This window comes from Martinezella calliandrae, from assembly GCF_030272695.1.
Taxonomy (GTDB): domain Bacteria; phylum Pseudomonadota; class Alphaproteobacteria; order Rhizobiales; family Rhizobiaceae; genus Rhizobium; species Rhizobium calliandrae.
Map to the genome: position 1 here is coordinate 40,621 of NZ_JARFYN010000034.1, position 21,813 is coordinate 62,433.

The window sequence follows — 21,813 nt, forward strand, 5'->3', positions numbered from 1 at the left end:
CCCGATTAGGCTCCGAATGGCCGCAGCAGGTCACGGCTGATGATATGCCGCTGGATTTCCGAGGTTCCGTCCCAGATGCGCTCGACACGCGCATCGCGCCAGAAACGAGCAAGCGGCAGGTCGTCCATCAGCCCCATACCGCCAAAGATCTGGATTGCCTCGTCCGTGACACGGGCAAGCATTTCGGAGGCGTAGAGCTTGGCCGATGCGATCTCGCGATTGGCGCTAAGGCCAGCGTCGAGCCGCCAGGCGGCCGATAACGTCAAAAGGTCGGCAGCGTCGATCTGCGTGATCATGTCGGCAAGCTTGAACGACACGCCCTGATTGGCGCCGATCGGCCGGCCGAACTGCTTGCGCTCGGCCGCATAGGGCAGCGCCAGGTCGAAGACGCGCCGAGCTCGCCCGACGCAGGTCGCCGCAACCGTCAGACGCGTGCCGTAAAGCCATTCATTGGCGATGTCGAAGCCGCGGTGCACCTCGCCAAGAACCTGGGATTTGGGCAGGCGGCAATCGGTGAAGTTCAGGATGACGTTGTGATAGCCGCGATGGGAAACCGAGTTATAGCCCTTGAGGATCTCGAACCCCGGCGTGCCGCGATCGACCAGAAAGGCCGTGATCTTCTTCTTCACGCCCTTTAACGTTTCCTCCTCGCCAGTGGCGGCAAAGACGATGACGAAATCGGCGACATCGGCATGAGAGATGAAATGCTTGCTGCCGTTCAGAACGAAATCGTCGCCATCGCGGCGCGCTGCGCATTTCATGCCGCGCATGTCGGAGCCGGCGTCGGGTTCGGTGATGGCGAGCGCGTCAATCTTGTCGCCGCGTATCGCCGGCAGGAGATATCTGTCGCGTTGCTCGCCTTGGCAGGCCATCAGAATTCCGCAAGGACGGCCGAAAAACACGGTCAGTGCCATCGAACCGCGACCGAGTTCACGCTCCACAAGCGTGAACGTCACATGATCGAGGCCGGCGCCGCCGATTTCCTCGGGAAAGTTACAGGCATAGAAACCGAGGTCGATGCATTTGCGCCGGATCTGCTCGGCAAGGTCCGGCGACACGACGCCGGTGCGATCGACCTCGTTCTCGTGCGGATAGATCTCCGTCTCGACGAAATCGCGGACCGTCTTGACGATCATCTCCTGTTCTTCGCCAAGCCCGAAATTCATGACGCTTCCTCCTAGCGTTTTTGTCCGACATGACGCCCGACGCCATCCGGCACGGGCAGTTTTGCATGGGCCTCGGCGATCGGCCTTATTTTGCTCAGCACCTCCTCCGGTGCAGGAGCGGCTTTACCGGCCTTGGCGTCGACATGCAGCAGCATGTGCTCGGCGGTGGCGATTGCTTCGCCCGTCGCCGTTTCGTAGATCGTGTGGAATACCTGTAGCCGCTTATCGTCGGCGGAGAGAAGCTGGCAGGTTGAATGGATAGCATGGCCGAGCTTGGCCTCGCCGAGATGGCGAATATGCGTTTCGACCGTGTAATAGCTGTGACCGCGCTCCACATAGGCGAAGTCGACGCCGATCAGGCGCAGCAGTGCATCGGATGTATCGCCAAACACCTGCAGATAGCGGTGCTCGGTCATGTGACCATTATAGTCCACCCATGCCGGGCTTACTTTGGTTTCGATAAGCCGCAACGGCTTAGCGATATCCGTGAGCTTTTTGCTGCCGCTGGCGCGGGCCCACAGGCCCTCTTCGAAATCCTTGAGCAGCTTACCGGCGCCCCAGCCCTTGCCGCCGTGACCGCCCTTCAGCGTCTGCAGGATACCGACGAGATTTTCGTCGCGAATGCGCTCCAGCTCGCGGATCGACAACCCATCGGCCTGCTCATCCGACTGCTGGCCGATCTTTTCGACCAGCGCGTCGTCGAGGTCGACGACATCCATCAGTTTCGTCCAGTTCCATTTAAGGGCCGGGCCGAACTGGGCGAGGAAGTGCCGCATGCCCGCTTCACCGCCAGCAATACGGTAGGTCTGGAAGAGCCCCATCTGCGCCCAGCGCAGACCGAAGGAATAGCGAATGACGTCATCCAGCGTCTCGACGGTGCAGATGTCGTCCTTGATCAGCCAGAGCGCCTCGCGCCACAGGGCCTCCAGCAAGCGGTCGCCAACGAAGGCCTCGATCTCCTTGGCAATATGGACGCCCTTCATGCCGATCGGCGGCAGCCGTTCCATGGCGGCCTGGATCGTTTCCATGGAGGTTTTTTCGCCACCGACGATTTCCACGAGCGGCAGCAGATAGACGGGATTATAGGGATGGGCGACGAAGAGGCGTTCGGGATGGCGCATGTCGCGCTGCAGATCGGTCGGCAACAGGCCGGAGGTCGATGAGCCGATCAGCGCATCCGGCCTTGCCGCCTTATCGATCTCGGTCAGCACCTTGCGCTTGAGATCCAGCCGCTCGGGAACGCTCTCCTGGATCCAGTCGGCATCGGCAACGGCTTGCTCCAGCGTCTCACGGAAGGTGAGCTTGCCGCGCGGCGCAAGAGGTGCGCCGGTCAGCATCGCATAGGCTTTCTCCGCGTTCGCCAGCACTTCGCTAACGATGCGGGTTGCTTCCGGATGCGGATCGAAGACATCGACGTCGATGCCCGCCAGCAGAAAACGGGCGATCCATCCGCCGCCGATGACGCCGCCGCCGATGCAGGCTGCCTTGTTGATCCTGGTCATAGGAGCCTCAGCGCTTCGTCAGTTTCAGTTTCCTGCGGACATCCTCGGGGCCGATGATGCGCGCGCCCATGCCTTCGACGACCTTAACCGCCTTTTCGACGAGCTGGGCATTGGTGGCGAGCATGCCTTTACCGGCATAGAGATTGTCCTCGAGCCCGACCCGGACATTACCGCCGGCAAGGACGGCAGCAGCCGGGTAGGCCAAGGCGTTGCGTCCGATAGAAAAGGCCGAGAAGGTCCAGCTAGCGGGAACGTTGTTGACCATCGCCATGAAAGTGTTGAGGTCATCGGGCGCCCCCCAGGGGATGCCCATGCAGAGCTGGATGAGGATGGGATGCTCAATTAGACCCTCCTCGGCAAGCTGTTTGGCAAACCAGAGATGACCGGTATCGAAGGCTTCGATCTCGGGACGTACGCCGAGATCCGTCATCTTCTTCGCCATTGCCCGCAGCATCGACGGGGTATTGGTCATCACATAGTCGCCGAGAGAGAAGTTCATCGTGCCGCAATCGAGCGTGCAGATTTCCGGCAGGCATTCGGCAACGTGGCTGACGCGCTCGGAGGCGCCCGCCATGTCCGTGCCCTTGGTATTCAACGGCAACGGGCTTTCGACATTGCCGAAAATGAGGTCGCCGCCCATGCCGGCCGTCAGGTTGAGCACCACATCGACATCTGCGGAGCGGATCCGGTCCGTCACTTCCTTGTAGAGATCGTTTCGGCGACTGGCAGCGCCAGTCTCGGGATCGCGGACGTGACAATGGACGACGGCGGCGCCAGCCTTGGCGGCGTCGATCGCGGATTGCGCGATCTGCTTGGGAGTGATCGGAACATGGCTGGATTTCGAAACCGTATCGCCGGCGCCGGTGACAGCACAGGTGATGAAGACATCGCGGTTCATCGCAAGAGGCATTTTTGTTCTCCCTCGTATTGAGCACATTACGAGGCAAGTGGCATTTTCTTGCTTTGCATTTCCAGAAGTAATCCATACATTATCGGAAACATGAAAGGATGCCCGTGTTCACCTCGACCAATCGGCCTCTCGACATCGACCTGCTCGTGCTGCCGGAAACGAACCTCATCCTGATCGCATCGGTGATCGAGCCGTTGCGCGGCGCCAATCGCATTTGCGGGGCCGATATCTATCGCTGGCGCTTGTTTACGCCCGATGGCTCGCCGGTCGAAACGACGAGCCACATTCCGGTTCCGGCTTCAGGCAGCTTCCGGCCGGCAGGCGACTCCGCGCCGCTCTTCGTGCTTGCGAGTTATAATTGGCGCCGCAGCGCGACGCAGACGCTGAAGATGCAGCTGTCGCAGACGGCGCGCCATCGTTCGATGATGGCGGGCATCGAATCCGGCAGTTGGCTTCTTGCGGAAGCAAGCCTTCTCGACAATGTGTCTGCGGCGGTTCATTGGGAGGATTTTGAGGATTTCGCGCTGGCCTATCCGCAGGTTCGAGCCGTCAAGGACCGGTTCGTGATCGATGGCAAACGTATTACCACCGCCGGTTCGCTGCCGACCGTTGACCTGATGCTGGAGATCATCCGGCGGCGGCAGGGCTATTCGCTTGCCCTCGAAGTCAGCCGGCTTTTCATCTACGAGCCGGCAGCCGTCTACGGCGCAGTCGAGCTTTCGCCGTCGACCGCGGGCTTACGCATGCGCGACCCGCGCGTCGCACAGGCCGTACGGCTGATGGAGGAGAATATCGAGCAACCGCTGGTCCTGACGCGTTTGGCGCGGCGCGTCGGCGTCAGCGCCCGTCATCTCCAGGCGCTCTTTCAGGAAAGCATCGGCGCGCCTCCGCATGTCCACTATCTGGCTCTTCGGCTCAACGCCGCGCGTCGCAAGGTGATCGAGACGAAGGAGAGTTTCGCTGAGATCGCCGCGGCGACGGGCTTCAACTCAGCCTCGGCCTTTTCCCGCAGCTATCGGGGAAGCTTTTCGGAAAGTCCTTCAGGCACGCGGCAGCGCCTGCGCAGACGCTCTACGGCTAAAGCAGAGCCGACATAGGCTGGAAGGCTTCGCGCACCATTTCCGCCAGCTCCTGGATCGCTTCACTGGAATGATAAGGATTGCGGCGAAGCACGACGCGCGATGAATCGACCGGCGGAAAGCCGTCGTCGCTCGTCAGCTCCCGGCAGCCGTGTGGAATGTTGCTTCGGGACAGTGTCGTGACGGCGAGGCCCGCGGAGACGGCGTTTTTCAGGCCGGAACTGGTGTCGGCGATGAAGGCGATGCGATAGGGTCGCGCCTGTTGCTCCAGCGAACGCAGGGCAAAGTCCCGCGCCCATGTCGAGTTCCGGTATGTGGCAACCGGCAGCGGCGTCGCATCATGCAGGCGATGCACCAGCGAGGTCACCCAGACTGTTGGATCGATGCAGAGTACCTCGCCATTGGAATGGTTGCTCCAGTCGAAGACCACGGCTAGATCAAGGTCGTCCTTCTCCAATGCGGCAAGATTTCGAGCCGTGTAGTCGCACGAAACGGTTACCTCGACGGCAGGGTGCCGGACCGCGAAAGCGGCAAGGGCCGCCGGCAGGACGGTCTGGCTGTATTCTTCCGGAATTCCGATCCTGACAGGTCCATTCAACGGCTTGGTGCGGATCGTCGCCGCCGCCTCGTTCAAGAGATCGACGATCCGTTGTGCATAGGGAAGCAACTGATTTCCCGACCGGGTCAGCACGACCCCGCGCGCACTTCTTTCGAACAGCGCCTCGCCGACGATTTCCTCAAGGCGTTTGATCTGAGCGCTGACGGCCGATTGCGTGCGGCCTATGCGTTGTGCGGCAACGGAAAAATTCGACGTCTCGGTGATGATGAGAAACGTCCGGAGCAAATCGCTTTCGATGGGTTCGCGCATGGGCAAGCCACAAAAATTTCCGATGGCACATATCTCTACTATTCGTTTGTCTGATGTCAAATATCGGCGCACACAGTTGTCGTTCGTTTGGTGTTTCTTCCTGGTTCCATTCCATGACTTTCCAGTTTCCGGCCCGATCCGCTCTTGCCAGCGATTACGAGAGGGGCGTCATTCTCGTGGCTACGGCAATGCTTGCGTGGAGCTGCAGCGGCATCTACGCGCGCCTTCTGACCACGGACATATGGACGGCGATCGCCTGGCGGTCGCTGTTTGGCGGCATATTCCTGTTGGTTCCGAGTTTTTTCCTCGAAGGCGGGTTTTCGCGGCGCCAATGGAGCTCGATTTTTCATCCCGCCGGCCTGGCAATGCTTGCCTGCCAGACCATCAGCCAGGCCTGCTTTATCGGCGCTCTCTTTATGACCACGGTCGCGAACGTGACGATGATCTATGCGACGGCACCGTTCATCGCGGCGTTTCTGAGCTGGATCATGCTGAAGGAACGCGTGGCGAAAAGGACGTTGATGGCCGGCGGCATCTGCCTTATCGGCGTCGCCGTCATCGTCGCGTCTTCGATCGGCGGTGGTACGGGGGTCGGAGACCTGCTGGCGCTCGGGATGACGGTCACCTTCGCCCTCATCATCGTAATCCCGCGCATGGACCCGAGCATTCCGATCTTGCCGTCGTCTGTCGCCAGCGGGTTCCTCACATTCGTGGTCTTTGTACCTTTCGCCTCGACGAACTCTGTTGACGCTCATAATTGGTTGTTGTTGGCGGCTTTCGGCGCGACGAATTTCGCGCTCGCCTTCGTCCTTTTCCTGTTCGGTTCGAGAAAGATGCCCGCAGCCGATGCAGCCCTCATCAGCTCCATGGAAATCGTATTGACGCCTTTCTGGGTCTGGCTCTTCTTTTCGGAGATGCCGCCTATGGCCACCTTCGTTGGCGGTGCGATCATCTTTGCGACGATCGTCTGGCACACGGCCGTCGACCTCAGACACGGCCGTCGGGCTCGTGCGCCCGCCGGTAAGCTATAGTCATCGGCCCTCGTCTTGGCAAAGATGGTGGCTTGAGCCTCGCTTTCGCGAAAGCGGTGACAGCGACATGATCTCGAGCGATCCCCTGCCTCAGCTCAACTCCATCCAATGTCACTATTACCGGTCATTCTCAGGCGTTTCCTGCGATTTTGCTTGAGAGATTGGCGGCGTTATACTAGATTTGCAACATAGTATAACGGAGCTTCCAATGAACCGCCTCGATACGATGTACCAAACGATCCTGGCCGAACTTGGTCAACGGGTTTTCGATGCCAGCTTTGTTTCCGACTTTCCGGCCGACGGTCGATTTGTTGCCGTCACGGTGAAGGATCGCAAATATTGGTATTTCGATCAACCCGACGGGCAGGGCGGCCAAACCCGTCGCTATGCCGGTCCTGTTGATGATGCTGCGATCACTGAAAGGGTCACGCAATTCAAGGCGCTAAAAAATGATTTCACGTCACGCCGCAAGCTTGTCCGGACGCTTATCCGTGAAGGCGGACTTCCTAGACCTGAGAACAGGGCCGGGGACATCATTGAAGTTCTCGCCAATGCGGGTTTCTTCCGGCTGCGTGGCGTCCTCATCGGCACGGTCGCTTATCAATGCTATTCCGGCCTCCTCGGCGTCCGTCTGCCTTCCGCTTCCATGGTGACCGGTGACGCCGATCTCGCGCAAGATTTTGCAATCTCCAACGAAGTCCAAGACAGCCTTCCCCCTATTCTCGATCTGCTTCGATCGATAGACGAGACATTCCAGCCTATCCCGCATCGATCGGGCTCACCGCGATCGTCGGCCTTCAAGACGCAAGACGGATACCGCGTCGAATTCCTGACCGGGAATCGAGGATCGGATGATTATCTGGACAAGCCTGCCGAAATGCCCGCCCTTGGCGGTGCCTCGGCTGATCCGCTCCGGTTTCTCGATTTCCTGATCTATGAACCGGTGCGAACCGTCTTGCTACATCAGGCCGGGGTGTCAGTCCTCGTACCCGATCCGGCTCGATACGCCATTCATAAGCTGATCGTCGCCACGCGCCGGGTGAAGACGGACGACGGTTTTCTGAAGCAAAAGAAAGACCTCAACCAGGCGACAGCACTGATCGAGGCCATGACACAAGAGCGGAGGTTCAACGACGTAAAGGAAACCCTTCAAGAGGCGTTGGCGAGGGGACCCGCATGGCGAGACGCTATCACTGACGCGCTCTCCATGATCCCCGACGAAACGGCCGATCGGCTCGTGAAGGTCATCGATGAAAATGCAAAGGGGATAGGGAAGGGGGGCGGTTGAGCCCCTGGCGGCGGCGGCCGACCGAGAGGCCGAGATGCCGCATCAGATCGAAAGGGCGCCCGCGGTCCGCAAGGTCGTCGAGATCGGCGCCTGTCCCGCAGGCCCCGAGGCGGGAATGGGTTGATTGCGGTCCTGAGCTGGGATTTTTCGGACGAGACCGAATAGGAACGCTGGGTATCGCAGATCGTCGTCGAACTGGCGCGATCGCCAATGATGAGCTTCACCTCGAGCTGAAGCCAGCCTCACGAAATCTCGGCGCGGTCGATTATCAGGCATTGATTGCACGCCGACCACCACTGCGGCAACGAAACGGCGAGGGCGCCTTTGATCTGATCCGGACCGGCGATGCGGTGGCGAGCCGCAACATCCATGCCGCGATCTACGACGCGCTGCGTTACGGTTCGTTGCTCTGACCGCTCCGCCTTGCGCTTTGCGATAAACAAAAATCTTCGCTCTTAAGATGTATATATTCAGCTAACGTTCATTTAGCGAAAGGCAAATAGGCAACCGCCGCAACGCCTTGCGGCTGATTGAGGCTCGACCACCGATATAGCTCACGAGGCAGGTGGTCGGGCCTCTCAGATCTCCAAACGATACGGATAGGCGCAATGCGGCTGCTTCTCGCTTTAATTGACTGGATCTTGGAGCGGCGGCGTCAGCGAATGGAGCGGGAAGCCATCCAATATTCCGCCGATGATCGATGGGTTCTCCAGCAGATCGAAGAATTCGAGCGGGAATTGAAAGAATAAGCGCTGCCAGCAAGCCGAGCCATGTCACCCGATGGGCGGCAAGCCAGCGATGATCTTGTCCATCGTCAGCGGATAGTCTCTCACCCGAACGCCGCAGGCGTTATAGACGGCATTCGCCACGGCAGCTCCCACGCCACAGATACCGAGTTCACCGAGGCCTTTGGCGCGGATCGGCGATGATTGATCGTCGACTTCATCAAGGAATACCACATCGAGATCTGGTATGTCCGCATGCACCGGCACCTGATATTCCGCCAGATCATGGTTGACGAAATAGCCGTATCTTTTGTCGACGACGCATTCTTCCATTAAAGCGGCGCCTATTCCCATCGTCATGCCACCGAGGCATTGGCTACGGGCAGTCATCGGGTTGATGATGCGACCGGCAGCACAGACGCTCAGCATGCGCCGGACTCTGATTTCCCCGGTTGCGATATCGACGCCAACTTCGGCGAAATGGGCGCCGAAGGCGGCTTGAGCGAATTTCTTCTGCAGATCGCCGAATTCCGCCCTTTCTTCGGCCGTAATCCCCGCATCGCCGGCGATATCGGCCAAACGGATCGAGCGGCCTTGCGATATCACCGAGCCATCCGAGAAAGATACGTCTGAGGCGTTCAGTCCGGATCGGCGGACGATTTCGTCTCGAAGAGCGCTGCAAGTGTAGTAGACACCGGTGCTGGACGAATTCGCGCCGAAGGAGCCGCCGGAGCCGGCGGCTTCGGGGAAATCGCTATCGCCGAGCTTAACCCGGACCGAGTCAACCGGCAGCCCGAGCATCTCGGCACCGATCATTGCAAGGATGGTGTAGCTGCCGGTGCCAATGTCGGTCTGCTGGGTCTCTATGGTTAGGATGCCGTCGCGATCGATCGTGGCGCGGGCGCCTGAAGGCCGGACGGGATTATTGCGGATGGCAGCGGCAACCCCCATCCCGACGAGCCACTCGCCGTTTCGGACCTGCCCGGGTTTCGGGTTGCGCTTCGACCACCCGAAGCGCTCGGCGCCCGTCTGCATGCACTGGACCAGCTTTCGCGTCGAAAAAGGTCTGCTCGGTCCGACCTCGGGGTCGTATTGGATGTCGTTTCGAATGCGAAGTTCTACCGGGTCGATATCGAGCTTTTCGGCCAGTTCGTCCATCGCGCATTCCAGGGCCAGAAGCCCGGCTGCCTCGCCGGGGGCGCGCATGGCGGCGCCGATGGGCAGATCGAGCTTGCTCAACCGCGTTTCGATCCACCTGTTATCGCCGGGATAAAGCAACTTGGTCTGGGCGGCTGCGTTTTCGGGACCGTGACCGGGCTGATTGCCGCACCAGACCTGATGGCCGACCGCCGTCAAACGTCCGTCAGCACCAGCGCCGAGGCGCAAACGTTGAATTGTCGCTGCTCGGTGCGTTGTATGGTTGTAGATCTGCGGCCGGGTGAGAGCCACTTTGACTGGACGACCCAACTGTCTTGCCGCCATTGCTGCAAGGATAGGATCGGCATAGACGACCAATTTGGAGCCGAAGCCGCCGCCGATATAGGCAGACACCACCCGCACATTGTCCTGCGGTATGCCGAATGTATCGGCGATATCGGCCTGCGCCGAATGAATGATTTGGTGCGCCATATAGACGGTCAGCTTGTCGCCGTCCCATTTGGCGATGCTCGCGTGCGGCTCCATCATCGAGTGGCTTTGGTCTGGCGTCGTGTAGGTGACATCGACACTGGCGGCCGCCGTCGAAAACGCCTTCTGGAAATCGCCCATGTGGGTATCTGCCGCGCCCCTCGGCATGCTTGCTCTGTTCTTGATCGCGCCGAGGTCGAAAGCGCCTTTGTTCTTCGTGTATTCGATTTTGATCATGCGCGCGGCGGCCCTGGCCTGCTCGAAGGTTTCCGCGACCACGAATGCGACGGCCTGGTCATAGTGTTTGATATCCGCACCCTGAAGCTGGGGCGAGCCATCGTCGCCCTGCTTCGGGGCATTCTTGTATGTGAGGACCAGCAGGACGCCTGGAGCGCTCTCCGCCGCTTTCGTGTCGATCGACTGGATCGAGCCGGTTGCGATGCCGGCCCCGAGCATGAATCCATAGGCGGCGTTCGGGATTTCATCATTGTATTCATAGGCGTAGCGTGCCTGCCCCGAGACCTTAAGCGGGCCGTCGATACGCACATGCGGATGACCGACAACGGTCTCATTGTCGATCGGGTTTAGAGGGGCGGGGCTATTGAACAGCATGGCCAACTCCTAAAGCGTTCTCGAAGTCAGAACGGCCGCAACGGTGCGCTCCAACAGCGCGACCTTGAACCGGTTCTGCTCGGTCGGCCGCGCATCGGCGAGAACGGCATCCGTCAGGCGTTTAGGATCGCTTGGATGCGCCTTTTCGGCACTTTCCACGCGCCAGGGCTTCGGCGCTATTCCGCCGAAGGCAAATCGGGCGGACCCGTCCTGTTGGATAACTGCCGCGACCGATACCGTCGCAAACGCATAGGACGCACGGTCGCGGACCTTGCGATAGATATGCCGCCCGCCAAGCGGCTTCGGTAAGATCACCCATGTGATCATGTCGCCCTTTTGCAGGTCGGTTTCGACATGGGGCGTGTCACTCGGCAGCCGATGCAGCGTCGCTATCGGAATGTGCTTTGTTTTTCCATCGGCGCCAGCCACTTCGACGACCGCATCCAGGAGACGCATGGCTACCGCCATGTCCGAGGGATGCTGTGCGATGCAGGCATTGCTCACGCCGACGACAGCGAGATTACGGCTAAATCCACCAAGCGCCGAACAGCCGGAGCCCGGCACACGCTTGTTGCAGGGTTGGGCGGTGTCGTAGAAATAGGGACAGCGTGTTCTCTGCAGGAGATTTCCCGCCGTGGTCGCCTTATTGCGCAACTGGCCAGAGGCACCGGCAACAAGAGCACGCGAGAGGATAGGATAATGTTCCATCACTATGCGGTTGGCGGCAAGATCCGTGTTGCGCACCAACGCACCGATCCGCAACCCGCCCTCCGGCGTCGCCTCGATCGTGTCCAGGCCGAGATGGTTGACGTCAACAAGATGGGCCGGGGTTTCGATTTCCAGCTTCATGAGATCGAGAAGGTTCGTCCCGCCGGCGATAAACTTGGCGTTCTCGTGATGGGCGACCGCATCGGCGGCGGCGGCAGGCGTTGCGGCGCGTTCATAGGTGAACTGTCTCATATGCGGTCTCCCCTTTGAACATCGCGGATTGCGGCGACGATATTCGGATAGGCGGCACAGCGGCAGATATTGCCGCTCATGCGTTCGCGGACCTCATTGTCGGAGAAAGCCACGTTCTGGAGATCTTCGCTGACATGGCTTGGGATGCCCGCCTCGATTTCCTTCAGCATGGCGACGGCGGAACAGATTTGTCCGGGCGTGCAGTATCCGCATTGAAAGCCGTCATGAGCCACAAAGGCGGCCTGCATGGGATGCAGATGTTCGGGCGTGCCAAGGCCCTCGATAGTGGTGATTTCATCCCCCGCATGCATGACGGCAAGGGTGAGACAACTGTTGATGCGCCGGCCATTGACCATGACGGTACAGGCGCCGCATTGGCCATGGTCGCACCCCTTCTTGCTGCCGGTCAGATGAAGGTGATCGCGCAGCGCGTCGAGAAGCGTGGTTCGGGTATCAAGCGTCAAATCATGACGCGTGCCGTTGATGCTGATATCGAAATGCGCGGTCGGCACCGTTGGATCGACGATATTGGCAACCGCGGCTTCGGCATCGGACTTGTCAGTAAGCGGACCGATTGCCAAAACCGCGGCTGCTGCGACACTTGATTGGAGAACTTCTCGGCGGGTAATGCCGGTCCGACAGAGATCCTTGTCTTCCATGGCGAGCTCCTGCGGTGACGTCCGCAGGAGAGGCTAGGAGGTGACGCGGCAAATTCCATGCAAAATGAATCAAAACATCATCACGAAAACTTTAGTGCGGCAGTTCTGGCTTAATCTGTGCGGCCGTCTTGCAGCAGATGACGCGAGGTACTCGCTTAAGTTCATTGGACCAAATGCACGCGAGATAATTTCCTAAAAATTCTTCTAGGTGGCGATCCGTTTGCGCTCTTCGTGTCGTCATTGGAGTGTCCGACACAGAAGGAGATTTGCGATGTCCGACGAACCCGTCATTTTAATCAATATGCTGAAGGTCAAACCCGGCAAGCAGGATGCCCTGATCGCACTCTTGCAGCAGAATACCGAAACGGTGATCCGCACGCTCCACGGTTGGAAGACGACCCGGCTGATCGCGGCAAAGGACGGCGCCGGCGTCGTCATCTATTCCGAATGGGAGACCCCCGCAGCCGTCGAGGCGATGCGTAGCGATCCGCGCATGCAAGCTTATTTCCCGAAGATCATGGAGCTGGCGAGCTTGGACTCGATGGTGGGCTCGGCGGTGTTCGGCCAAACCCGGTGAGAGTGGGCACAAGTAAATTTACGTCAAACAAGCAACAAGGGAGAATTGCAATGGCTCGGATGGTCGTTATTTACCCGACACCGAAGAACGTCGAGGCATTTGATCGACATTACTTCGAAATCCACGTGCCTCTCGCCAAGAAGATTCCGGGGCTCAGGAAATACGAGGTCAACGACGGCCCCATCGCAACGCCGATAGGAACCTCTGCTATTCATCGTATCGGAACGCTTTATTTCGACGACCTTGCGGCAATCGAAAAGGCGTTTGCAAGCCCGGAGGGACAGGCGGCCGGGGCCGATCGCCGACTTTTCGCGCCTGACGACTCAGGCGTTCAAATGTTTCTCTTCGACAATAGGGAGGTTTGAACAGAAGGCAAAAGCGTCGTAGGTCTCGACACATGGACACGGACGAATTCGAAGATCTCCTGAAAGCGCTGCGGCCGCGCCTTCATCGCTATTGCGCGCGGATGACGGGATCGGCGGTCAACGGCGAGGATGTCGTGCAGGATACCCTCGTCAAGGCCCTTCACGCGCGAGCCCTGGGTGCTGAGGTGGACAATATCGAGGGCTGGCTGTTTCGCATCGCCCACAATGCGAGCCTCGATTTCCTGCGCCACCGGTCCGGAAAGACGGTCATTGCGCTTACCGAAGACGTCGAAGCGGCGCCCATGCCCGAGGCGGATATTGTCGCGATTAGCTTTCAGACATTTATGCGGCTGCCGGAACTTCAACGCTGCGCCGTGATCCTCAAGGACGTTCTGGGTCATTCGGTCGAGGAGATCGCAGGCGTTGCCGCGTGCTCTCCGGCAGCCGCGAAATCGGCACTGCAGCGCGGGCGAGCAGCGCTACGGCAACTCGCACAAGAGCCAGAAGACATCCGGCTGCCGCTGATATCTCACTCGGACCGGCAGAAGATCACCACTTATGTCGATCTTTTTCGCAGTGGCGATTTCGACACAATCCGCGCCATGCTCGCCGAAGACGTCAAGCTCGAACTGGTGAACCGGCTCCGACTGGAAGGCCACGACAAGGTTGGTGTTTATTTCACGCGCTATGGGCAAGAGACGAAATGGCGGTTTTTTCTCGGCGCGATTGAAGGACGGCCGGCCATGCTGGTCTTCGACAGCACCGGCTCGATGGAAAGACCCGCGCATTTTGTCCTGGTCGGCTGGTCGCAAAGCCGGATCACCGAGATCCGCGATTTCCTGTTTGCTCCCTATGTACTCGAAACCATAGATTGGGTGCGGTTAGGCTAAGCTCAGGAGCGCTCTTAAAAAGCTATGGCCACTTATTCGCGCTCACCTCGGACGCTCCAGTAGAAGACTTCAAGTTTGTGGCTCGGAGTCGCACCTTGGAACGTGTCGCTGAATGCCTTGTCGAGGATGGAGGGGTTGAACACGACCTTTTGCGAAAGAAACTCAAAAAAGCGGGCGACCAGCAATTGGCGCGCGGTATCCACCTTATCACTCGTGGTCATAGCTTTCGCGAAGATCGCGTAGCGATCATTCGTATAGGTCCTCGAGCCGTTGTCATACGCGCATCCCGGGATCGTCTTGACGTTTTCGGTAATGATTTCAAGATCACCCACAAAGTAGTGAAAGTCATCATGGCAGAAAGCCTGTGCCGCGGCCGTATATCCGGGGTAGGACTTAATCCTGCTTTCAGTATTCTGCCCACACAGGGGTTTTGGATCCGGTTTCGAGGGATCACCGCGTAGGTAATCGATGAGCGCCTCGTCGAATTTTGGGAGCTCATGCGCAACCAGGAGAGCATTGATTCCCTCCTTTTGCGCTGTCGTCCCCCCTACAAGACCAATGAGCGGCTTTTCGGGGGAAGAACAGATTTTGTCCGGCGGGTCCTCTCCCTTGCGCGTGATGTAGCTTATCCCGGTCAAAAAGAGCGGCGCAGAAACCATGAAGCCGTTCCGCCGTTCATTGGTGATCGTTGCCGGATCGCAGAGGATGTCAAACTTGACGCCAAGGTTGAGAAAGCGGGTGTCGTTTATCGGGAAAGTGACGTTATTCGTTGTGGCGTCTTTGCCCGCCGCGGTGGACGTATCTTTTGAAGCCTCACTGTCGCTCGCCTGGTCAATATCGTAGATGCCGATATCATTGAAGGTAAATTCACCTGGCTTCGCATCCAAAATCATTTCGGCAAGGGCGGCATCACATATTCGAACCATATAGCCCGTGTATCCGGCTCGTTCCAATGGACCGCGTGCCGCATCGGATGCTTTCTCGCCGGGCAGACTTGACCTGTAAGAAAAGGGCCGGGCATCGCTTCTAACTCCAATGCAAAGCAGCGTTTTTTCATTGCATGTTGTGACCGGCGGTTGCTGGGGAGGCTCGGCCTGTGCGATCCCTCCCGCAACGAGGGCAAAACAGACAAAAAGCCAACCGAGCAGCGCAGTATTCATCGATCTCCCCCTTAGTTCGGCTTCTATTTCACGTCGTCGTCCCCAGCTTCTGTAATCTCAAGCATCACGGCAAATGTCAGAAGAAATAGAAATGGCACCAAACAAAAAATAAATGTGTCTCTTAGTTGTTGCGAAAACAACGCGGCTTTGGGCGTCGGGGAAAGTGCAGATCCATAGGTCAGGAAAATCGCAAGCCACATATATGCAGCATAGAGAGCAGAGAAAATAATACTGATTAATACTGTCCAAAACACACTGAGATGTCTGTGCTTGTCCATAATGACGAGGGCTGCAAATGAGAGGATCAGCCCGGCCCCAAAATGGAGGGCGAAAAATTCCCCTGATTGTTCGAACAGAAAAATAATCTGTGTTTGCGTCAGATGAAAATTCACAGCCCATGCCAGCTTAGCGAAGTTGACTGCGGCCGACGCAAAGACTGCGATGAGCCCCGACAAAAAGGACATCCCGAGCAGCGTCAGGAACGGAAATTGATAGAATTTCCAGTCCGTTCGCCATGATTGTTGCTCGATGCGCACCTCGCGTGCAACAAGCACAAAGAAAACGCTCAAAAAAACCAGCAGTCCCGAGTGAAGCGTATCCCAGGCTGCAGCTTCGATGAAAATTGGCCGTTGCGTAAGATTATATCGACGAATGGCTTCCTTCGTCTTGCAATCAGTGTCCCTAGGCAAGCAAATAGGTTGGGTGCTAGTGTCATTTATCTTTGATTGGTCATTGCTCGTGCTTGCATTGTTATTTGCTGTTACTTGATCATTTATTTCGTTTTCCAAAAGACGTGTTTGTTCGCTATACACGTGTGGATCGCTTGCCACTTTCCAGTCACGCCATTGGTTGTAGACGAGAAAAGTCACGATCGCGCCAAGGACCAGCGCAACGACCATGCTGATTGCGAATGAGTTTTGTTCGGCGTTATATTTTTCCTGGATACGCTTTACGGTTTTTTCCATCGGGCTCGGAGGCCTTAGGTCCTCTTTTCTTGAGGTCTTCCGGCCGGGTTTTGGCCCTCCCCGACGGAGCAAGCCGCTTTGGCTAAAGACGGACCGATTATTGCGGACGAACAGGACGGCGAATACTGCCATGGTATTGGATCGTGCGATTGCCGCTTCTCGCTGGAGGTTCGAAAGCGCGTCCCACGTTTCATACATGTCTGGTTTTGCTCGCTCGTCTTCGCCTTTGGGTTGAAGCGTCTTTTTTTGCAGGTCGGCTATGATGCCATGCAGGCCCGCAAGTTGCGCATCGAGTTTGTTCGACAGCGATTCCAACTCAGACATTTGATAGAGCGGGAAATATAGCATTCGATTATTCGCGCTTGTGGCAACTGAGAGATAGTCAATCGTGGCCAACGACGGTTCGATCTCTGCAATTTTCCGGCTCAAGCCCGTATTATGTTTGATCGGCTCAGTCGCGGTGCGAAAACCTGTGACCAACAATCCCGGTTGGTCTTTCGTGAACTCCTCGTAGTCTACGCTACGCAGGCTCTCGATGACCCTGTAGACGCCCCGCGGGATGCCGGCCATTCGATGGGCGAGGCTTCTCATGGTTGCTTCAATAGGTTTGACGGCGCCAATCGACAGGAACGAAATCAAGAGAGCGGAAACGAAGATGGGTTTACCGTAGCCCGATGCCGACAGTAGCGACGGGTCGCTTGCCGGCATGAGGACGTTGTCGGTGGCGCCGATTTCGCTTCTCGCTTTGCTCGCGCTCAGCAACAGGCCATAGACCTCGGCCGACCCCAAAACGACGGCGTAGACGATGAGATAAAGCGCGGCATAAAATGTGAAGCCGGCGATAATCTCACCGGTCGTGCAGAGGTTTCTGACCTCGACTTCCTTAAGAATCGGGTGCAGCGAGAACGGATGGTCGCCCGTTTGCGAATTGAAATTCCGGAATGCCTCGATCAGCAGCGTTACCGCCCCGGCTACAATAGCGCCCGCGTAGATCAAATCGTTCATCGCCGGGCGTCCGAGCTCTATCGCTCAGGGGCAGTTTTGAGCTGCTGAATTGCAGGGGCCAGCAGCCATTGCTCTGTTGTTGTCAACGGCGACAAAACCAGCAATTCCAAAAGCGAGGACACTCATCATCAATAAGAACTTGATCATGTGTTCACTCTTTTATTGGTGGTGACAGGAAACTATATCACACCTAAAACTTGCGTCAACTATAATGGAAGAGGTTAATGTTCCACTTTAAGTCGACCTATGCTCATGTTTTGCTGTAGTTTGGCTGCTCATATCGTTGAAATATCTGATGATACTCATCGAGACACCATCCGCCTGCTGGTGGTCATCGCGCAATCTGGACCCAAATTGCGCTATTCGACTTAGAGCAGCGCTCTCATGCCGCAAGGCCTTTTCAAACTGGCCAAAGCTCGTAGAAATGTTGGACCGGCCCGTGGCCGGTGCCAACCGATAGCGTTTCGGCGGCCGCAACCGCACCCGCGAGATATTGTTTGGCTATGGTGACGGCATCCGCCAGTGACGAGCCTTTGGCGATCTCCGCTGCCAAGGCGCTGGAAAGGGTGCAGCCGGTTCCATGCGTATTCCTCGTCGGAACGCGGTCAGCTTCGAACCAGGTCAGACCCTGCGGGCCTGCGAGCACATCCGGGCTTTCATCGCCCACAAGATGCCCGCCCTTGACCAGAACGGCCAGCGGACCGAGCTTTGCCAGGGCTTCCGCCTGTCGGGCCATTGTCTCGCGATTTTCGGCAACCGGTTCGTGCAGAAGTGCTGCCGCCTCCGGCAGGTTGGGCGTCAGCAATGTCGCCAGAGGAAGAAGCCTGTCGGTCAGGACGTCGACGGCGTCAGCGGCGAGAAGCGCTGCTCCTCCCTTGGCGATCATCACGGGGTCGAGCACGATGGGAACGCCTCGGTGCGCAGAAAGCGCATCAGCGACGGCTTCGGCGATTGCCGCATTCGCAATCATGCCGATCTTGACGGCGTCGACGCGCACATCGGCAAAGATAGCCTTGATCTGCTGTGCGACGAATTGCGGAGGGACGGGGTGAACGCCGGAAACGCCTTGCGTGTTTTGGGCCGTCAGCGCGGTCAGCGCCGCCATGCCATAGACGCGACGTGCCGAAAATGCCTTCAAATCCGCCTGAATGCCGGCGCCGCCAGAGGGGTCCGAGCCGGCGATGGAAAGAACGTTTCGGATCATGGGTGCGCCTTTCTGATGGCCTTCGCGATCTCGGCTGCCGCGGCCTGGGGATCCGGCATGCCGCATATGGCGGAAACGACAGCGAGGCCGTCGGCTCCGGCCAGGAGGGTACTGGCGGCATGCTCCGCCTTCAGGCCGCCGATCGCCACCGAAGGAACGGGGCAGAGATCGACCATGCGGGCGAGACCCGCAAAGCCTATCGGCTGCTTATGGTCGGGTTTGGTCGGGGTCGCAAAAACCGGGCCGATGCCGGCATAATCGACGATGCCGGGATCGATGGCCGCCGCAAGCGCTTCCGTTTCCACGGAGAGGCCGAGGATCATCTCGGGGCCGATCAAACGACGTGCGGCACGGGCGTCCATATCGTCCTGGCCGATATGCAGACCGTCGGCCTCGATTGCGATTGCTGCATCGACGTCGTCATTGATGACGAGGCGCGCCTTCGTGCCGGCCAGCGCCTGCTTCAGCGCGCGGCCGGTTTCGATCGTGTGCGCGGTCGAGGCATGCTTATCGCGCAATTGCACGATGGTGGCACCGCCGGCAACAGCCGCGCGCGCAGTTTCCACTACGCCGATACCAGCACAGAGCACCGGATCGAGAACGAGGTAGAGGGAAAGATCGAAGCTTTTCATGCGGGGATGATCCGTGCTTCCCGGTCGATCACCGTTTCATCCAGGGCCGCAAGTGCGTCGAGGAAACGCCACGAGAAGGAACCGGGCCCGGCCGCTTCGCGCGCTGCCCGTTCGCCGGCGACTGCGAAAGCGGTGAGTGCGGCGACGGACGCGTCGAATGGGTCTTCCGGCCTTGTCGCCGCGAACGCACCGACGAGGCAGGTCAGCGCGCAGCCGAGTGCGGTGACCTGCGTCATCAATGGCGAGCCGCCGTAAATGCGCACCGCTCGGTTGCCATCGGTGACGAAATCCGTGGGGCCAGTGACCGCGATGACGGATCGATATTTCCGGGCAAGCAGAGCCGCAGACTCCTCGGCCAGTTCGACGGGATCGCGGCTGTCGACGCCCTGGCCACGGCTTGTACCGCCGGCAAGTGCAATGATTTCAGATGCATTGCCGCGGATAACAGCCGGATTGAGCTCTAGCAATTGCGCCACCGCTTTACGCCGGAAGGACGTTGCATAATGGGCGACGGGGTCAAGGACCCAGGGTTTGCCCGCTTTCGTCGCCGACTGCGCGGCCGATACCATGCCGGCCATCCAACCGGTGGATAAGGTGCCGATATTGATCGTTAATGCGCCGGAGATCGCGGCGAACTCGCCAGCCTCCTCTTCGGCATGCACCATCGCGGGAGAAGCGCCGGCGGCAAGCATCACATTGGCGGCGATGTTCATCGCGACGTAGTTGGTGATGCACTGCACCAGCGGAGGATTCGCCCGCATGGCGGTCAACAGAGTGCCGGGAGTGGTCTGGTCTTGCATATCGCCCCTTTCGGGCGGGGCGAGACGCATGGGGTGGCGATAGAGTGTGCCGGCGCCCCGAGCGACTCCCTCCGCCAGCATTATCTGGTTCAGGTTCGAAGGGTGCTTCTCAGCCCGTCATCTGACGGGCGCCCCTGTCTCTCAATAAGGTCCTTTTCGCAGAGAAAGATCGCCCTGTCACCAGGAAATCGTCGCGAAATGATCAAACCTGCGCAGTATCGAATGCCAGAATTCACAAACGAGAAGGCATGGCATGCACATGATTTCGTCTAGTGGTGGTGCTCTCTATCCGGCCCGTGTTCCGGTTTCCTGATGAACAAGGCTGCTGCGATCGCTCCCACCGAGATGATCATTCCGCAGAGGAACGCCGCCTTGATGCCCCCCGTCGTTGCCGCTCCGACACTGGCGCCAGCGGCCAAGAGGCTGGTGGCTTGCAAGGTCATGATTGCAACGAACAATGCCGTGCCGGCTGCGCCGGCGACCTGTTGGGTCGCGCCGAGCATGGCGCTGCCATGCGAATAAAGGTTTGGCGGCAGCGATCCCAGGCTGACGGTAAACAGCGGCGTGAACATCAGCGCGAGACCGACGCTCAGCACGATATGGGCGATCAGCAGCATCCAGACAGGCGTATCCTGTTGTATGAAGGTCAACGCGCCCATCACCAAGCTCAGCATGATTGCGCCCGGAATGATCAGCGGCGCTGGACCGTATTTGTCGAAGAGGTGCCCGACCCTCGGCGCGCAAAGGCCCATGATCAGCCCGCCGGGCAGCAATAGCAGCCCGGTTTGCAGCGTCGACAGCCCCAGCACGTTTTGCAAGTAGATCGGCAGAAGGATGAAAACGCCAAACATCGACATCATCAGGATAGCCATCATGACCATCGCGATCGTGAATGTCTTCGTGGTCAGGGTGCGCAGGTCGAGCAGCGCTCGATCTTGTCTCTGCAGGCGCAATTGACGCATTACAAAAACCGCGATGACCACAGCGCCGGTCAGGAGCGGAAACCACGGAGACACCGCCGGCTGATGAAGCGCTGCTTCCCCGAGACCGCTGAGGCCATAGACGAAACCACCGAAGCCGATAGCGGAGAGGATGATCGAAAGAATATCGATCGGCGCGGTCGTTGGAGTGGTCACATTCCTCATCCGCAAGCTACCGAGCGCCAATGCGCAAAGCGCGATCGGCAAAACCAGCAGGAACAGCCAGCGCCATTCGAGCGTCGACAGGATCAGGCCGGAAATGGTCGGCCCGATGGCCGGCGCCACCGATATAACAACCGAGATATTGCCCATGGTTCGTCCGCGCGATTGCGGCGGCACCAAGGTCATCACCGTCGTCATCAACAGCGGCATCATGATCGCCGTGCCTGAGGCCTGCACGATCCGCCCGAGCACAAGTTCGGCGAAGCCGGGCGCAAGTGCCGAAATCAGGGTACCGGCGCTGAACAGCGACATGGCGAGAATGAATACCGGCCGCGTATTGAGCCGCTGCAGCAAATATCCGGTAATCGGGATGACGACGGCCATGGTCAGCATGAACGCCGTGGTGAGCCACTGGGCAGCACTTGCGGTGATATTGAGATCGGCCATCAGATGCGGCAGCGCGACACCCATGATGGTTTCGTTGAGGATGACGACAAAAGCCGACACCAACAGTAGGCCGATAACGAGTTTATTGCGGGCGCTATGGTCTTCCACGGTGGGGATATCCTGCTCCGCATTGGCAACAATTTGAGCGTCGCTCGTCATGGTGTTCCCTTGACTTGAAATAGCAAAGGGCAATCGAAATT

Annotated in this window: 21 protein-coding genes and 1 riboswitch; of the genes, 7 read left to right on the forward strand and 14 right to left on the reverse strand. The window is 58.6% G+C overall.

All coding sequences use genetic code 11. The annotated features are described in order from the left end of the window. Nucleotides 1–5 precede the first annotated feature (5 nt). Genes PY650_RS23060 through bcoG form a run of 3 tightly spaced genes read right to left on the reverse strand, consistent with a single transcriptional unit; the run spans nucleotide 6 to nucleotide 3,578 of the window. Nucleotides 6–1,166 carry an acyl-CoA dehydrogenase family protein gene (locus PY650_RS23060; protein WP_285881890.1) on the reverse strand — a complete coding sequence of 387 codons (1,161 nt, stop codon included), beginning with the start codon at nucleotides 1,164–1,166 and terminating at the stop codon, nucleotides 6–8. An 11-nt stretch (nucleotides 1,167–1,177) separates the two neighbouring features. After that, nucleotides 1,178–2,668, reverse strand: coding sequence for a carnitine 3-dehydrogenase (locus tag PY650_RS23065; protein WP_285881891.1), 1,491 nt, complete (start codon nucleotides 2,666–2,668; stop codon nucleotides 1,178–1,180). Between the two features lie 7 nt (nucleotides 2,669–2,675). Then, nucleotides 2,676–3,578, reverse strand: coding sequence for a 3-dehydrocarnitine:acetyl-CoA trimethylamine transferase BcoG (gene bcoG, locus PY650_RS23070; RefSeq protein WP_285881892.1), 903 nt, complete (start codon nucleotides 3,576–3,578; stop codon nucleotides 2,676–2,678). A gap of 98 nt (nucleotides 3,579–3,676) precedes the next feature. On the opposite strand from bcoG, the gene PY650_RS23075 reads away from it, so the two are divergent. After that, the gene (locus PY650_RS23075; RefSeq protein ID WP_285881893.1) at nucleotides 3,677–4,675 is read left to right on the forward strand and encodes a GlxA family transcriptional regulator; all 999 of its coding nucleotides are present in this window, start codon (nucleotides 3,677–3,679) and stop codon (nucleotides 4,673–4,675) included. Here PY650_RS23075 and PY650_RS23080 read toward each other — a convergent pair. Continuing rightward, entirely contained in the window at nucleotides 4,656–5,525 is an 870-nt protein-coding gene (locus PY650_RS23080) for a LysR substrate-binding domain-containing protein (protein WP_285881894.1), read from the reverse strand. The two genes, PY650_RS23075 and PY650_RS23080, sit on opposite strands and share 20 nt — an antisense overlap. A gap of 113 nt (nucleotides 5,526–5,638) precedes the next feature. Between PY650_RS23080 and PY650_RS23085 the strand changes: the two genes are divergently transcribed. Continuing rightward, nucleotides 5,639–6,556 carry a DMT family transporter gene (locus tag PY650_RS23085; protein ID WP_285881895.1) on the forward strand — a complete coding sequence of 306 codons (918 nt, stop codon included), beginning with the start codon at nucleotides 5,639–5,641 and terminating at the stop codon, nucleotides 6,554–6,556. 208 nt (nucleotides 6,557–6,764) lie between these two features. Next, nucleotides 6,765–7,844: a nucleotidyltransferase family protein gene (locus PY650_RS23090; protein WP_285881897.1), complete on the forward strand. Its 1,080-nt coding sequence runs from the start codon at nucleotides 6,765–6,767 to the stop codon at nucleotides 7,842–7,844. 242 nt (nucleotides 7,845–8,086) lie between these two features. Here the strand turns inward: PY650_RS23090 and PY650_RS23095 are convergent, their stop codons facing one another. Beyond that, nucleotides 8,087–8,287, reverse strand: coding sequence for a hypothetical protein (locus PY650_RS23095; RefSeq protein WP_285881899.1), 201 nt, complete (start codon nucleotides 8,285–8,287; stop codon nucleotides 8,087–8,089). A gap of 165 nt (nucleotides 8,288–8,452) precedes the next feature. Here PY650_RS23095 and PY650_RS23100 point away from each other — a divergent pair, with 165 nt between their 5' ends. After that, on the forward strand, nucleotides 8,453–8,593 hold the full coding sequence (locus PY650_RS23100) for a hypothetical protein (protein WP_285881900.1): 141 nt from the start codon (nucleotides 8,453–8,455) through the stop codon (nucleotides 8,591–8,593). Between the two features lie 24 nt (nucleotides 8,594–8,617). On the opposite strand, the gene PY650_RS23105 is transcribed toward PY650_RS23100, so the two are convergent. From PY650_RS23105 to paoA, 3 genes are read right to left on the reverse strand one after another with little or no spacing between them, the layout of a single operon-like run. Then, nucleotides 8,618–10,807: a xanthine dehydrogenase family protein molybdopterin-binding subunit gene (locus tag PY650_RS23105; RefSeq protein WP_285881902.1), complete on the reverse strand. Its 2,190-nt coding sequence runs from the start codon at nucleotides 10,805–10,807 to the stop codon at nucleotides 8,618–8,620. Nucleotides 10,808–10,816: 9 nt separating this feature from the next. Continuing rightward, the gene (locus PY650_RS23110; RefSeq protein ID WP_285881903.1) at nucleotides 10,817–11,767 is read right to left on the reverse strand and encodes an FAD binding domain-containing protein; all 951 of its coding nucleotides are present in this window, start codon (nucleotides 11,765–11,767) and stop codon (nucleotides 10,817–10,819) included. Then, nucleotides 11,764–12,426 carry an aldehyde dehydrogenase iron-sulfur subunit PaoA gene (gene paoA, locus PY650_RS23115; protein ID WP_285881904.1) on the reverse strand — a complete coding sequence of 221 codons (663 nt, stop codon included), beginning with the start codon at nucleotides 12,424–12,426 and terminating at the stop codon, nucleotides 11,764–11,766. Before paoA ends, PY650_RS23110 begins: the two co-directional genes overlap by 4 nt. A gap of 271 nt (nucleotides 12,427–12,697) precedes the next feature. On the opposite strand from paoA, the gene PY650_RS23120 reads away from it, so the two are divergent. From PY650_RS23120 to PY650_RS23130, 3 genes are read left to right on the forward strand one after another with little or no spacing between them, the layout of a single operon-like run. Continuing rightward, the gene (locus tag PY650_RS23120) at nucleotides 12,698–13,003 is read left to right on the forward strand and encodes a putative quinol monooxygenase (RefSeq protein ID WP_285881905.1); all 306 of its coding nucleotides are present in this window, start codon (nucleotides 12,698–12,700) and stop codon (nucleotides 13,001–13,003) included. Between the two features lie 50 nt (nucleotides 13,004–13,053). Continuing rightward, complete coding sequence (locus PY650_RS23125; RefSeq protein ID WP_285881906.1) at nucleotides 13,054–13,368, forward strand: EthD family reductase; 315 nt, start codon at nucleotides 13,054–13,056, stop codon at nucleotides 13,366–13,368. 32 nt (nucleotides 13,369–13,400) lie between these two features. Continuing rightward, nucleotides 13,401–14,258, forward strand: a complete 858-nt coding sequence (locus PY650_RS23130) for a sigma-70 family RNA polymerase sigma factor (protein WP_285881907.1) — start codon at nucleotides 13,401–13,403, stop codon at nucleotides 14,256–14,258. A 32-nt stretch (nucleotides 14,259–14,290) separates the two neighbouring features. Here PY650_RS23130 and PY650_RS23135 read toward each other — a convergent pair whose 3' ends face one another. From PY650_RS23135 to PY650_RS23160, 6 genes are all read right to left on the reverse strand, one after another. Then, the gene (locus PY650_RS23135) at nucleotides 14,291–15,418 is read right to left on the reverse strand and encodes a type 2 periplasmic-binding domain-containing protein (RefSeq protein ID WP_285881908.1); all 1,128 of its coding nucleotides are present in this window, start codon (nucleotides 15,416–15,418) and stop codon (nucleotides 14,291–14,293) included. Between the two features lie 23 nt (nucleotides 15,419–15,441). Next, entirely contained in the window at nucleotides 15,442–17,388 is a 1,947-nt protein-coding gene (locus tag PY650_RS23140; protein WP_285881909.1) for a hypothetical protein, read from the reverse strand. Between the two features lie 400 nt (nucleotides 17,389–17,788). Next, nucleotides 17,789–18,592, reverse strand: a complete 804-nt coding sequence (thiD, locus tag PY650_RS23145; RefSeq protein ID WP_285881910.1) for a bifunctional hydroxymethylpyrimidine kinase/phosphomethylpyrimidine kinase — start codon at nucleotides 18,590–18,592, stop codon at nucleotides 17,789–17,791. Beyond that, nucleotides 18,589–19,224, reverse strand: a complete 636-nt coding sequence (gene thiE, locus PY650_RS23150) for a thiamine phosphate synthase (protein ID WP_285881911.1) — start codon at nucleotides 19,222–19,224, stop codon at nucleotides 18,589–18,591. The genes thiD and thiE overlap by 4 nt, the downstream gene beginning before the upstream one ends. Further along, entirely contained in the window at nucleotides 19,221–20,024 is an 804-nt protein-coding gene (thiM, locus tag PY650_RS23155; RefSeq protein ID WP_285881920.1) for a hydroxyethylthiazole kinase, read from the reverse strand. Before thiM ends, thiE begins: the two co-directional genes overlap by 4 nt. Nucleotides 20,025–20,073: 49 nt before the next feature. Then, nucleotides 20,074–20,170, reverse strand: a riboswitch (TPP riboswitch). Nucleotides 20,171–20,293: 123 nt separating this feature from the next. Continuing rightward, nucleotides 20,294–21,772 (reverse strand): MDR family MFS transporter, encoded by a 1,479-nt coding sequence (locus tag PY650_RS23160; protein ID WP_285881912.1) that lies wholly within the window; start codon nucleotides 21,770–21,772, stop codon nucleotides 20,294–20,296. Nucleotides 21,773–21,813 lie beyond the last annotated feature (41 nt).